The organism is Arthrobacter sp. B0316-1-20 (assembly GCF_059091865.1).
Window position 1 is genome coordinate 85,628 of sequence record NZ_JBNHHC010000006.1, and the last position, 12,598, is coordinate 98,225.

The window sequence follows — 12,598 nt, forward strand, 5'->3', positions numbered from 1 at the left end:
CACAAAAGTAGTAGCAGGAGAAGTGTTTAGGTCGGAGCCGCGCTGGGAACAGTGCTGGTATGAGCACAACTGCTGCACACCCGCTGCGGGCCATCCTCTTCGACCGGGACGGCACGCTGGTCACGGACGTGCCCTACAACCCGGACCCCGCGAAGGTCCGGCCGGTAGCCGGCGCCCGGGCGGCCGTTGACGCGGTCCGGACCGCCGGGCTGCCCTGCGGGGTGCTCACCAATCAATCAGGCATCGGCCGGGGCCTGCTGAGCCGGGAACAGGTCGACGCCGTCAACCGGCGGGTGGAAGAGCTGCTGGGACCGTTTGACGTGTGGGAGATCTGCCCGCACAACCCGGACGACGGATGCCCCTGCCGGAAACCGCAGCCCGGCATGATCCTTGCGGCCTGCCGCCGGCTCGGGCTCGCTCCCGAGGAGGTGGCCTACGTCGGGGACATCGGGGCCGACGTCGAGGCCGCTGCCGCCGCCGGCGCCACCGGCGTCTTGGTACCGACCCCGGTGACCCGGCGCGAAGAGGTCGAGGCCGCCGCCATGGTCGCCGAAGACCTCACCGCCGCGGTGTTGCTGCTGCTGGAGGGCCGGCGATGAGCCGCGTACTGGTGGCGCGGCTGGACAGCGTCGGAGACGTACTGCTGGCGGGCCCGGCGGTGCGGGCAGTTGCGGCAGGCCACGACGGCAATCCGCGCGACGTCATGATGCTGTGCGGCCCGCAGGGCAAAGCCGCCGCGGAATTGCTGCCCGGCGTCGCAGGCGTGTTCAGCTGGGCCAGCCCGTGGATCGTCGACCCCGCCCCACCGGCGACCCGGGAGCACGTGGCCGCGCTGACGGACTGGGTCCGGGCCTCAGAGATCTCCGAGGCCGTCATCCTCACATCCTTCCACCAGTCGCCGTTGCCGCTGGCGCTGCTGCTGCGGCTGGCCGGCGTCGAACGTATCACCGGCGCGTCCGTCGATTACGCCGGGTCGCTGCTGGATCAGCGGCTGCGCCCCGGCGAGGACTTCCCGGAGGACCAGCCGGAGGCCGAACGGGCGCTGCAGATCGCCGCGGCCGCCGGGTACCGGCTTCCGCACGACGACGACGGCCGGCTGCAGGTACAAGGCATTCCGGACACCACCGACCTGACCGGCGGCGAACCCTACATCGCCGTGCACCCCGGCGCCTCCGTCCCGGCGCGCGCGTGGCCGCCCCTGCACCACGCCGCCGCCGTCGAACTGCTGATCGGCGCCGGCTACCGGGTGGTGGTCACCGGGGGCCCGCAGGAGCAGGAACTGACGGCCACCGTCGCCGTTCCCGGTTCGCTGGACCTGGGCGGGCAGACCGACCTGCGGAGCCTGGCGGGGGTCCTGGCCGGCGCGTCCGCCGTCGTGACCGGAAATACCGGGCCGGCGCACCTGGCCGCGGCCGTGGGCACGCCGGTCGTGTCCCTGTTTGCGCCGGTGGTTCCGGCGGTCCGCTGGGCACCGTACAAGGTCCCGGTGGAGCTGCTCGGGGACCAGCAGGCGCCTTGCCGGCTGAGCCGGGCGCGCAACTGTCCGGTTCCCGGCCATCCCTGCCTGTCCCAGGTGGCCCCCGAAGAAGTGCTCGAGGCTGTACAGCGGCTGACCCGCGGCGTGACGTACTTGTCCGCCAGGAGAAAGACGAGGAACGCATGAAGATCCTGCTTTGGCATGTCCACGGCGGCTGGACCGACGCTTTTGTCCGCGGCCGCCACGAATACCTGTTGCCCGCGACGGCGGAGGGCGGGCCGTGGGGCCTGGGCCGCGCCGGCCGCGACTGGCCGTCGTCGGTCCGGGACGTGCACCCGGACCGCCTGCGGGACGAAGAACCCGACGTCGTGGTGCTGCAGCGGCCCGAGGAAATCGAGGAATGCGAGCGGTTGCTGGGTCGCCGGCCGGGACGGGACATCCCGGCGGTGTTCCTGGAGCACAACACCCCCAAGGGGGACGTGCCCAACTCGCTTCACCCGCTGGCCGACCAGCAGGACATGACCGTCGTGCATGTCACCCACTTCAACCGCCTCTTCTGGGACTGCGGAACAGCCCGGACCACCGTGATTGAGCACGGCATCGTGGATCCCGGTCCGCTCTACACCGGGGAACTGGAACGCCAGGGCGTGGTGGTCAACGAGCCGGTCCGCCGCTGGCGGGTGACCGGAACGGACCTGCTGCCGGCCTTTGCCGAGGCAGGACCGCTGGACGTGTTCGGCATGGGCACCGACCAGCTGGGCGCGGCCACCGGGCTGGGCCCGGACAAGCTGCGCGTGCGCGGCGACCTGCCCGGTCCGCTGCTGCACGCCGAACTGGCCCGCTGCCGCCTCTACCTGCACCCGCTGCGCTGGACCTCGCTGGGCCTGGCGCTGCTGGAAGCCATGCATCTGGGCATGCCGGTGGTGGTGCTGGCCAGCACAGAGGCCGCCCGGGCCGTGCCGCCGGAGGCCGGCGCCATCTCGTCCGATGTGCACCAGCTGCGCCGCGAAGCGGCCCGGCTGCTGAAGGACCCGGACGAGGCCGCTGCGCGCGGAGCAGTCGCGCGCGAGGCGGCGCTGCGGAACTACGGGCTGCAGGCATTCCTGGACAACTGGGACAGCCTGCTGGCAGAGACGACCACGGGCGCCGGACGGTTCATTGCCGCCAACGAGAGGAGAGAGCCGTGAGGATATCGATGGTTTCCGAACATGCCAGCCCGCTGGCGGCGCTGGGTGGTGTGGACGCCGGCGGCCAGAACGTGCATGTAGCGGCCCTCTCCGCCGCCCTCGCCCGGCGGGGGCACAGCGTGAGCGTCTACACCCGCCGCGACGATCCGATGCTTCCCGCCCGCGTCACGATGCGGCCGGGAGTGGAAGTGGTCCACGTCAACGCCGGACCGCCCGAACCGGTCGCCAAGGATGAGCTGCTGCCCTACATGGGCCAGCTGGCCGACGGGATCAGCGCCGACTGGGCGGACAGCCCGCCGGATCTCGTACACGCGCACTTCTGGATGTCAGGGGTGGCGGCCCTCGACGCCGCGCGCCGCCCGGGAAGCCCCCAGGTGCCGGTGCTGCAGACCTTCCACGCGCTCGGCACCGTGAAACGGCGGCACCAGGGCGCGCAGGACACCAGCCCGGCCGAACGGGCCTGGCTGGAACCGTCCGTCGGCCGCAGCGTGGACCGGATCATCGCGACGTGCTCGGACGAAGTGTTCGAACTGGCGGCCATGGACATCCCGCGCGGCAATATTTCCATTGCCCCCTGCGGCGTGGACCTGGGACTTTTCAAGGCCGACGGGGAGGTCGAACCGCGCGGCCGCACCCACCGCATCGTCACGCTGGGCCGCCTGGTTCCGCGCAAGGGCATCGACCTGGCCGTCCAGTCCCTGCGGTTGCTCAAGGACCGGGGACTGGACGACGTCGAACTGATCGTGGTCGGCGGCGCCTCCGGTGCCACCGGGCTGGCGGCCGACCCCGAGGCCCAGCGGCTGCGAGGCCTCGCCCGTGAGCTCGGCGTGGAAGACCAACTGGTGCTGCGCGGCCAGTTGCCCCGGGAAGAAATCCCTGCGGTGCTGCGCAGCGCCGACGTCGTCGTCTGCGCGCCGTGGTACGAACCGTTTGGGATTGTTCCGCTGGAAGCAATGGCGTGCGGCGTTCCGGTGGTCGCGGCCTCGGTCGGCGGGCTGATCGACACCGTGGTGGACCGCAAGACCGGCCTGCACGTGCCGCCGCGGGACCCGGAGGCGGTGGCCGAAGCCGTGGCCGAGCTGCTGGCGAATCCCCAGCTGCGCCGCGACCTTGGCCGCGCCGGCCAGCAGCGCGTGCGGAACCGCTACTCCTGGGACCGGGTGGCCGCCGACACCGAAAAGGCCTATCACCTGGCGGTCAGCAGGAGCGCGGGCGCCGTCGCCGCCGGCGTCCGGCAGTTGGAAGGGGAAGCACTGTGAAGCGCCCAGCCGCCATGGCCAAGACAGCAGCACGGACCACGGCACTCGCCACCGCCGCGGCCCCAGCCGACCCCGCCGGCCCGGCCGGCACGGAGGCTTACCTGCGGCCGCCCGCACCGGGGCCCGCCTTGGTCCCGGTGCCGGCGACCGGCCGGGAGCCGGCCGGGACCCAAGCGGTGGACGCGGTCCTGGCGCACCTGCAGGCGGTGGCACCGGCGGTGGAGTCGCTGCGCGCCCAGGCCGGCCAGCTGGCCGGTTGGGGGACGGAGCTGGCCCGGCGGTTGACGGGCGGCGCGCGCCTGCTGGCGGCCGGCAACGGCGGCTCCGCGGCGGAAGCCCAGCACCTCACCGCCGAACTGGTGGGCCGTTTCGACGGCGAACGCCGGGCGTTCTCCGCCATCTCGCTGCACGCGGAAACCTCGGCGGTCACGGCCATCTCGAATGACTACGGCTTCGACCAGCTGTTTGCCCGGCAGGTGCTGGGCCACGGGCGGGCCGGCGACGTGCTGCTCCTGCTGACCACCAGCGGCAAGAGCGGGAACCTGCTGCGCGCGGCCGAAGCTGCCCGCAGCATCGGCGTGACCTGCTGGGCGCTGACCGGCCAGGCGCCGAATCCGCTGACCGAGTTGTGCGACGACTACGTGGCAGTGGAGGCGCTGCCGGCCAATGTGCAGGAGGGGCACCTGATGGCGCTGCATGCCCTCTGCCGGGCGTTCGACGCCGAGGTGGCGCGTCTAGAGGGAGGCGCCGCGGGCGGGCGCGGGCAGGGAGGCCGGCCATGAGGATCGTGGTGGTGGGTGACGTACTGCTGGACGCGGACGTGGAGGGTGCGGCAACCCGGCTGAGCCCGGACGGACCGGTGCCGGTGGTTGACGCGGCCGAAACGACCTACCGCGCCGGAGGAGCCGGGCTGGTGGCACGGATGCTGGCCCGCGACGGCCGGGACGTCCTCCTGGTCACGGCACTGTCCGACGACGGCGCTTCCTCCCGGCTGCGCGACGCCCTGGACGGCGTCCGCGTGGTCGCCGGGCCATCCGGCGCCCCCACGCCGGTGAAAACCCGGATCCGTGCCGGCGGGCAGTCGGTGGTCAGGGTCGACGAAGGCTGCGCCCCGGCGCCGGTGCCGGTACCGACACCGGACATGCTCGACGCGCTCGAAACGGCCGACGCCATCATCGTGGCGGACTACGGCCGCGGCCTGGCGGCCGCACCCGGGCTGCGCGACGCCCTGGCCTCGCTCGTGCACCGGATCCCCGTGGTATGGGATCCGCACCCGGCCGGCCCGGTCCCGGTCGAGGGCGTGGCCGCGGCGACGCCCAACCTGCCCGAAGCCCTGCGGATCGCCGGATTGCGGGACAGCGGGACCCGGGAGGCTGCGCTGGCCGCGGCGGAACTGCGTACACGCTGGAACAGCCGCGCCGTCGTCGTCACGCTGGGCGGGGAAGGGGCCCTGATCCAAGCCGACGGCGGCCTGCCGCAGGCCGTACCAGCCCCCACGCTCGACCCGGCCGACACCTGCGGCGCGGGGGACCGGTTTGCCGCCTCCCTGGCGGTGGCGCTGGCCTCCGGACGGCCGCTGGCCGAGGCGGTGGAAGAGGCCGTCGGGCAGGCGGCAGCCTTCCTCGCCGCAGGCGGGGTGGCATCGCTTCGTCGGGAAACGGCCCCGGTCCAGCTGCGCGGTCCGGGGGTAGACGCCATGCGGGTCGCGGCGCAGACCCGCGAAGCCGGCGGCACGGTGGTAGCCACCGGAGGCTGCTTCGACTTGCTGCACGCCGGGCACGCCAGAACCCTGGCCGCCGCCCGGAAGCTGGGCGACTGCCTGATCGTCTGTCTCAACTCGGACGATTCGGTCCGCCGCCTCAAAGGCGAAGAGCGTCCGATCATGAACCAGGAGGACCGCACCGAACTGCTGCTGGCGCTGGAGTGCGTGGATGCGGTGCTGGTCTTCGACGAAGCCACCCCCGAAGCGGCGCTGGAAAGGCTGCGGCCGGACATCTGGGTCAAGGGCGGGGACTACACCGCGGACCAGCTGCCGGAAGCACGCCTGCTGCAATCCTGGGGCGGGCAAACCGTCACCGTGCCCTACTACCCGGCGCGTTCCACCACCGGCCTGGCCGCCGCCCTGGCCAAGGTCGGCTGACACGCCGGACTGCTCCGCAGATCCGGCGCGCCCTGAACTGAAGAATCCCGAACCTGAGGAGGAAACCATGAGCATTGCCCCAACGAACCCCGGCCGCGTCCTGGTCACCGGCGGAGGCTCCGGCCTGGGAGCCGCCGTCGTGGAGGCGGTCCTCGCCGCCGGCGGCACGCCGGTCGTGTTGGACCGTGACGTCAGCCGGGTGGGTCGGGCCAAGAGCATCGAGGTGGACGTCGCCGACCGGGCCGCCGTCGAGGCGGCCGTGCAGCAGGCCGCCGACACCCTCGGCGGGCTGGACGCCGTCGTGACGGCGGCCGGGATCGACCGCTGCGGGCGCCTGGAAGACGTGCCGGCCGAGGAATGGGAGAAGGTCATCGGGGTCAACCTGATGGGCACCGTCTCCGTGGTGCGCGCGGCCCTGCCGCATCTGATGTCCTCCCACGGGCGGGTCATCACGGTCGCCTCGTCGCTGGGGATCAAGGCCGTCTCCGACGCCACCGCCTACTGCGCCTCCAAGTTCGGCGTGGTCGGCTTCAGCCGGGCGCTGGCGGCCGAAACCCGCGGTCAGGTCGGAGTGACCACCATGATTCCGGCCGGCATGAAGACCAGGTTCTTCGACGACCGGACCGAACAGTACAAGCCGCAGGACGACTCCCGGCTCAACGATCCCGAGCGGGTGGCCGATGCCATCATCTTCGCGCTGTCACAGCCGAAGGGCTGCGAGGTGCGCGAGATGGTCATTTGCCACGAAGAAGAAGACTCGTGGCCCTAAGCTCGCGCAGGTCCGCGTAGACATCCTCTGCGCGGACCTGGTCCGTCAGGGAGAATTCGTGGCTGCAGCGTCCGGCGGTCCAGCCCACCTGGGTCAGGTCGGAGCCGCAGGCCGGACACTGCGTCATCCAGGACATGTGGATCCGGTGCAGGGTCCGGCCCAACGCCCCGGCCATGATCATGTTGCCGGCCCAGTAGATGCCCACCGTGGGCGTTCCCACCGCCTGCGCCAGGTGCCGCGGCCCGCTGTCGTTGCCGACCATCACGTCACTGGCACGCAGCACGGCGGACAGTTCATCCAGTTCCAGCCGGCCGGCCACGGACTCGATGCTGCCCCCGCCGCCGGCACCGGACGCCCCGCGGGCCAGGCCCACAACCTCCTCGGCCAGCGCCACGTCGGACTGATCGCCTACCACCAGGACCTGGCATCCGTCGTCGGCCGCCCATGCGGCCACCTGGGCGAACTCCGACGCCGGCCACCGCCGCCGCGGGTCCGTGGCGCCCGGGTGGATGGTCACCAGCGACGGCCGGCCTTCCTCGAGGAGCCCGGCCAGCAATGCCTCTTCATCGGCCAGGGGCTGCAGTTCCGGCTGCAGCGCGGCCGGAGCCGCGCCGGCCAGGCCCACCACCTCCAGCGCGCGCAACACCTCGTGCTGGTAGTACAGGTAGGGGATGGTCCGCTCGAGCGCGGCCGCGTCCGGGGTCCGGGTGCCCACCGTGTGCCGTGCGCCCAGTTCCAGCAGGAACGGGTTCGAGTTCCGGCCGCCGCCGTGCAGCTGCACGGCCAGGTCGAACTGCTCGCCGCGCATCCGCTGGTGGAACCGGGCGATGGCCTGCGGATCCTCCGGCCCCGGGCGAACCCCGTGCGCGAACGGCAGCGGTTCCACCCGGTGCACCGGGCCCGGCCGGCCGCGGAACAGGGCGGCATGGGCCTCCGTGCCCAGCAGGGTCACGCTGGCCTCGGGATAGGCGGCAGCCAGCGACTCGAGTGCCGGAACCGAAAAAAGCACGTCGCCCAGCCCTCCGCCCCGGAGCACCGCAATCTTCCGCACCCCCTCGAAGGGCTCCAACACCGGCCCAATGCCCCGGCCATGCCGGGCCTCGGTACTGAGCCTCTGGCCACCGAAAGCGGCGCCGCCTGTGGGAGAACCAGCCATCTCCACCTCCTGGATTAACGTTCCGCCTGCGGCGCAGCCACCCGGCGCGCGGGTGCCGTGCCTGCCGCAACCCCCTGGGCCCGCCCCCGCGGGCCCCTCGTGAACTTCACCCTAAGGTGCATTCGAGCCGCTGGCCAGAGCCGGAACCGGGACCGGAGGCAGGAACCGGCCCGCAGGAACCGCCCGCACCGGGCGTCCTGAAACCGGCAGCGTGTCTGAAACCGGCGGCGTGTCTGAAACCGCGCGATGGGGGGTAGGGAACCAGTACCACGCATTGTTGCCGGTGTTGCGCGCCCGCGATGGGCACTGCACCGCCGCCGCGTGACAGTGGACTTTGGCCAGACACCAATGGGCAGGCCCAGGCCGCCTTGGAGGGGAGGAGCAATATGACCACCGATTCCGATACCGCCCGGGACCTTGCCTTACTGGAGGTGCACGACCCGCGGGACGGCAGCCTGGTGGGCGTGCTGGAGGAAACAAGCTCAGACGAGGTGCGGGCCGCCGTCGCCGCCGCCAAGGCGGCCCAATCAGGCTGGGCAGCCACCGACGCTGCCGCCCGCGGCGAACTGCTGGAAGCGGCCGCGGCGGCCTTGCAGGAGCACTCGCAGGAGCTGGCCGCGATGAACGCGCGGGAGACCGGTCGGCCGGAACATGAAGCCCTGGAGGGCGTGCTGGCCGGGGCCGGAACCCTGCGCCAGTACGCCCAGCTGGGCCCGGTGCACCGCGGCCGAAGCCTGCGCGGCGGTTCGCTTGCCGCCGACTACACCGTGAACGAACCACGGGGCGTGGCCGTAGTGCTCACGCCTTGGAACGATCCGGTGGCGGTGGCCGCCGGGCTGCTGGGTGCCGCCCTGGCGACGGGAAACACGGTGTTGCACAAGCCTAGCGAACGCTGCCCGCATCTGGGTGAGCTGCTCGGCCGGATTCTCTCGGAGGTGCTGCCGCCGCAGGTCATGACCACGCTGACCGGCGGCCCGGCGGTCGGGGCGGCGCTGGCCGGCCACCCGGATGTCGATGTGATCGCGCACGTCGGATCGAGCCTCACCGGCGCCAGGATTGCCCGGGCCGCGGCGCTCACCGGCGCCCATGTCATCCGCGAGAACGGCGGAAACGATCCGCTGATCGTCGACGCCGGCGTGGATCCGGCATGGGCGGCGGAGCAGGCGGCCATCGGGGCGTTCGCCAACAGCGGCCAGATCTGCACGTCGGTGGAGCGCGTCTACGTGCACCGCGACGTCGCGGGCCCGTTCTGTGAGGCGCTCGCCGCCGAGGCCCGCAAACGCAACGACGGCGGGGCGATGGCGCCGCTGGTGGACCGCAGGCTCCGGGACAGCGTCAACGCCCAGGTGGCCGAGGCGCTCGCGCTCGGGGCGACGGCCGCCGAGGGCGGCTCGGTGCCAGAGGGGCCGGGCGCCCATTATCCGGCCACCGTGCTGCTGGACTGCACGGACCGCATGACCGTGATGCAGGAGGAGACCTTCGGCCCGGTGGCGCCGGTCCGGGTGGTGGACAGCTTCGACGACGGGCTTCAGTTGGCGGCGGAGGGCCGGTACGGCCTGGCCGCGACGGTGCTGACCGCGGACCTGGAGCATGCGCACCGGGCAGTTGCCGCGCTCCAGGTGGGCACGGTCAAGGTCAACGCCGTCTTCGGGGGCGCCCCGGGCGGCTCCGCGCAGCCCCGCCGGGACAGCGGCGATGGCTTCGGCTACGGCCCCGAACTGCTGGACGAGTTCTGTGCGGTGAAGGTGGTCCACGTGGGCCTCCCCGGCGGGGTGCGGCCATGAGCACGCCCCTGTCGGACGTTTCCGGGCTGGCCGGCTGGCTGCCGTCCCGGCTGGCGGAGGCCGCCCCGCGGGTCACCGTGGTCGGTGACGTGATGCTGGACGGCTGGTTCAGCGGCCGGATCGAACGGTTCTGCCGGGAAGCCCCCGCCCCGGTAGTGGACATGACCAGGCGGGAGTACGCGCCGGGCGGCGCCGCCAACACGGCCATGAACCTCGCCGCACTCGGCGCCCGGGTGCGCATTCTCGGCCTGGTCGGCGGGGACGACGCCGGGCGACGGCTCGCTGCCCTCCTGCAGGGTGCGGGGGTGGACATTTCGGGGCTGGTGGAACACGAGGACGTCCTGACCACCACCAAGTACCGCATCATCGGCGGCGACCAGATCATGCTGCGGCTGGACGAGCGCACGGAGCGGGTGCCGGAAGCGGCGCAGGAGCGGCTGGCCGCAGCAGTTCCGGACGCGCTCGCCGGCAGCGACGCCGTGGTGGTCTGCGACTACGGTTCCGGCGCGTTGGGCGGTGCCGTGCGCAGCGTGCTGGCCCGTCACCGCGGCGGCCGGCTGTTGGTGGTCGACGCCCACGACCCGCGGCCCTGGTCGGAGGTTGCGCCGGACCTGGTCACGCCGAATGCCGCCGAAGCTGCCGCGCTGCTGGGCGTGACGCTGGATCCCGACACGGACCGAGCCGCCGCCATAGCCGATCACGCCGGGGAACTGCTGGAGGCGACCGGGGCGGGCGCCGCCGTCGTCACCTTGGACAAGGACGGCTCCTTCCTGCTCACGCCCGACGGCGGGACCCACCGCACGTGGGCCACCCCGGTCACCGAGAAGCAGGCTTCGGGCGCCGGCGATACCTACGTGGCCTGCCTGACTCTGGCGCGGGCCGCGGGACTGCAGCTGAGCACCAGCCTGGACCTGGCCCAGGCCGCCGCGGACGTCGTGGTGCGCCGGCGCGGCACGTCGGTCTGCAGCACTACCGACCTCGCCTCGCACCTGGGCACCTTCTCCGATGCGGCCCTGGATGCGGAGGCGCTCGGGCAGGCGATCGCCGCCGAGCGGGCCTCGGGCAAGCGCATTGTGCTGACGAACGGGTGTTTCGACGTGTTGCACCGCGGCCACACCCGCTACCTGAACCAAGCCAAGCAACTGGGCGACGTGTTGGTCGTGGCGCTGAACAGCGACGCATCTGCCCGGCGGCTGAAGGGGCCGGACCGGCCGATCAACCCGGCCGCCGACCGGGCCGGCATCATCGCCGCGCTCAGCTGTGTGGACTACGTGACCGTGTTCGACACGGACACGCCCATCCCGCTGATCGAAGCGATCCGGCCCGACATCTACGCCAAGGGCGGGGACTACTCTCCGGAGATGCTCGAGGAAACGGCGGTGGTAGAAGCCTGCGGCGGCGAGGTCTGCATCCTGGACTATGTGTCCGACCACTCCACCACGGCGGTGGTCCGCCGGATCCGCGGCTCGGCGCCCCCGGCGGAAACAGGTCCCGCCCCGGCCGCGGGAGCGAATCCGGCCTCGGGACTTGATTCGGCGTGAGCCGCAGGAGTTCGGCCAGCTGGGCCCTGGCTCCACCGGAAACAGGGCCGGAGCTGGACGTGTTGGTGCCCAGCTATGGCCGGGAAGCGGAGCTGGCGGTGACGCTCGCCGGGTTGGCGGCGCAGGACGGCCCGGAGTTCTCGGTCATCGTCAGCGACCAGACCGACGGCGCCCCCGCCTGGGAGCACCCGGCCGCCGGGGCGATGATCCGGGTGCTGGAAGCCCAGGGGCGTCCGGTCCGGCTGGAGCGGAATCTGCCCCGGCGCGGGCTGGCCGAGCAGCGCGACTTCCTGCTCCGGCTTGCCACGGCTGAACTCGTGCTGTTCCTGGACAACGACGTGTGGCTGGAACCGGGCATGCTGGTCCGGATGACGGCGGCCATTCGGGAGGCGGGCTGCGGATTTATCGGTGCAGCGGTGCAGGGCATGTCCTACCTGGACGACGTGCGGCCGGGGGAGCAGGAACCCTTCGAACTGTGGGACGGCCCGGTGCGGCCCGAGCGCATCCGCCGCGAGGACCACCGGTTCGGCCGCTGGCAGCTGCATAACGCGGCAAACCTGACGCATATCGCCGCCGGGTTGGGCATTCCGGACGGCGGCTGGCGGCTGTACAAGATCGCGTGGGCCGGCGGCTGCGTGCTGTACCGTCGGAGCGCGCTGCTGGAGTGCGGCGGGTTCGGATTCTGGCAGGAACTGCCGCCGGCCCACGCCGGGGAAGACGTGGTGGCGCAGCTGAGGGTCATGGAACGCTACGGCGGTGCCGGCATCCTGCCATCCGGCGCCGTCCACCTGGAATCGCCCACCACGGTCACCGATCGCTCCACGGAAGCCGCGGACGTGGTGCTGCGGGATTAGCCCCGGCGCAACCTATCCCGCTTCCTGCCACCCGCCGCCGACCGTGTAGCTGGCGACCAGCGTGCCCGCCCCGGGCTGCATCGAGTCGTCGGGATCGTCGTAGAGCTGCGCCGCGTCCGCCTTGCTGTTGGACAGGATGGACTCCGCCGCTTCCTTGGCCTCGGCCAGCGAGGCCCCGAACACCTCGCTGCGGGCAGGCAACTGGTCGGTGCGGACGATTTCCGCATCGGTTTCGCTGAGCGGGACCGTATAGCCGCGGTGCTCGTCGCTGACCGGGAACTCGAAGCTTTCCCCGTCCGGCGCGGCCGGAATGGTGTACTCCAGGTAATAGGACATGGCGGTGCTCCTTTCGGCGCTGTCGGCCGCCGGTCAATCACGGCGGCGGCCCGGGCCCCCAGCCTGTCACAGCCGAAATGCGGTGCATAGGCCGC

General features: G+C 72.3%; 12 protein-coding genes. 10 read left to right on the forward strand and 2 right to left on the reverse strand.

Annotated elements, in window-relative coordinates:
• Window positions 1–59: 59 nt before the first annotated feature.
• From AC5RW2_RS11775 to AC5RW2_RS11805, 7 genes are all read left to right on the forward strand, one after another.
• On the forward strand, window positions 60–599 hold the full coding sequence (locus AC5RW2_RS11775) for a D-glycero-alpha-D-manno-heptose-1,7-bisphosphate 7-phosphatase (protein ID WP_494073953.1): 540 nt from the start codon (window positions 60–62) through the stop codon (window positions 597–599).
• Window positions 596–1,663 carry a glycosyltransferase family 9 protein gene (locus AC5RW2_RS11780; protein WP_494073954.1) on the forward strand — a complete coding sequence of 356 codons (1,068 nt, stop codon included), beginning with the start codon at window positions 596–598 and terminating at the stop codon, window positions 1,661–1,663. The genes AC5RW2_RS11775 and AC5RW2_RS11780 overlap by 4 nt, the downstream gene beginning before the upstream one ends.
• Entirely contained in the window at window positions 1,660–2,664 is a 1,005-nt protein-coding gene (locus AC5RW2_RS11785) for a glycosyltransferase (RefSeq protein ID WP_494073955.1), read from the forward strand. The genes AC5RW2_RS11780 and AC5RW2_RS11785 overlap by 4 nt, the downstream gene beginning before the upstream one ends.
• Window positions 2,661–3,923, forward strand: a complete 1,263-nt coding sequence (locus tag AC5RW2_RS11790; protein WP_494073956.1) for a glycosyltransferase — start codon at window positions 2,661–2,663, stop codon at window positions 3,921–3,923. The genes AC5RW2_RS11785 and AC5RW2_RS11790 overlap by 4 nt, the downstream gene beginning before the upstream one ends.
• On the forward strand, window positions 3,920–4,705 hold the full coding sequence (locus AC5RW2_RS11795; RefSeq protein ID WP_494024278.1) for a D-sedoheptulose-7-phosphate isomerase: 786 nt from the start codon (window positions 3,920–3,922) through the stop codon (window positions 4,703–4,705). The genes AC5RW2_RS11790 and AC5RW2_RS11795 overlap by 4 nt, the downstream gene beginning before the upstream one ends.
• The gene (locus AC5RW2_RS11800) at window positions 4,702–6,063 is read left to right on the forward strand and encodes a PfkB family carbohydrate kinase (RefSeq protein WP_494012952.1); all 1,362 of its coding nucleotides are present in this window, start codon (window positions 4,702–4,704) and stop codon (window positions 6,061–6,063) included. Before AC5RW2_RS11795 ends, AC5RW2_RS11800 begins: the two co-directional genes overlap by 4 nt.
• 67 nt (window positions 6,064–6,130) lie before the next feature.
• A complete protein-coding gene (locus tag AC5RW2_RS11805; RefSeq protein ID WP_494000785.1) occupies window positions 6,131–6,832 on the forward strand; it encodes an SDR family oxidoreductase in 702 nt (233 codons plus the stop codon).
• Here the strand turns inward: AC5RW2_RS11805 and AC5RW2_RS11810 are convergent.
• Window positions 6,798–7,988: a glycosyltransferase family 9 protein gene (locus AC5RW2_RS11810; protein ID WP_494012951.1), complete on the reverse strand. Its 1,191-nt coding sequence runs from the start codon at window positions 7,986–7,988 to the stop codon at window positions 6,798–6,800. The two genes, AC5RW2_RS11805 and AC5RW2_RS11810, sit on opposite strands and share 35 nt — an antisense overlap.
• 386 nt (window positions 7,989–8,374) lie before the next feature.
• Between AC5RW2_RS11810 and AC5RW2_RS11815 the strand changes: the two genes are divergently transcribed.
• The 3 genes from AC5RW2_RS11815 to AC5RW2_RS11825 are packed head-to-tail and all read left to right on the forward strand — an operon-like array spanning window position 8,375 to window position 12,167.
• Window positions 8,375–9,772, forward strand: a complete 1,398-nt coding sequence (locus AC5RW2_RS11815; protein ID WP_494073957.1) for an aldehyde dehydrogenase family protein — start codon at window positions 8,375–8,377, stop codon at window positions 9,770–9,772.
• Entirely contained in the window at window positions 9,769–11,313 is a 1,545-nt protein-coding gene (rfaE2, locus tag AC5RW2_RS11820) for a D-glycero-beta-D-manno-heptose 1-phosphate adenylyltransferase (RefSeq protein ID WP_494000782.1), read from the forward strand. The genes AC5RW2_RS11815 and rfaE2 overlap by 4 nt, the downstream gene beginning before the upstream one ends.
• Window positions 11,310–12,167, forward strand: coding sequence for a glycosyltransferase family 2 protein (locus tag AC5RW2_RS11825; RefSeq protein ID WP_494000781.1), 858 nt, complete (start codon window positions 11,310–11,312; stop codon window positions 12,165–12,167). The genes rfaE2 and AC5RW2_RS11825 overlap by 4 nt, the downstream gene beginning before the upstream one ends.
• Window positions 12,168–12,179: 12 nt before the next feature.
• Here AC5RW2_RS11825 and AC5RW2_RS11830 read toward each other — a convergent pair whose 3' ends face one another.
• Window positions 12,180–12,503 carry a hypothetical protein gene (locus AC5RW2_RS11830; RefSeq protein WP_494000780.1) on the reverse strand — a complete coding sequence of 108 codons (324 nt, stop codon included), beginning with the start codon at window positions 12,501–12,503 and terminating at the stop codon, window positions 12,180–12,182.
• Window positions 12,504–12,598: the final 95 nt, after the last annotated feature.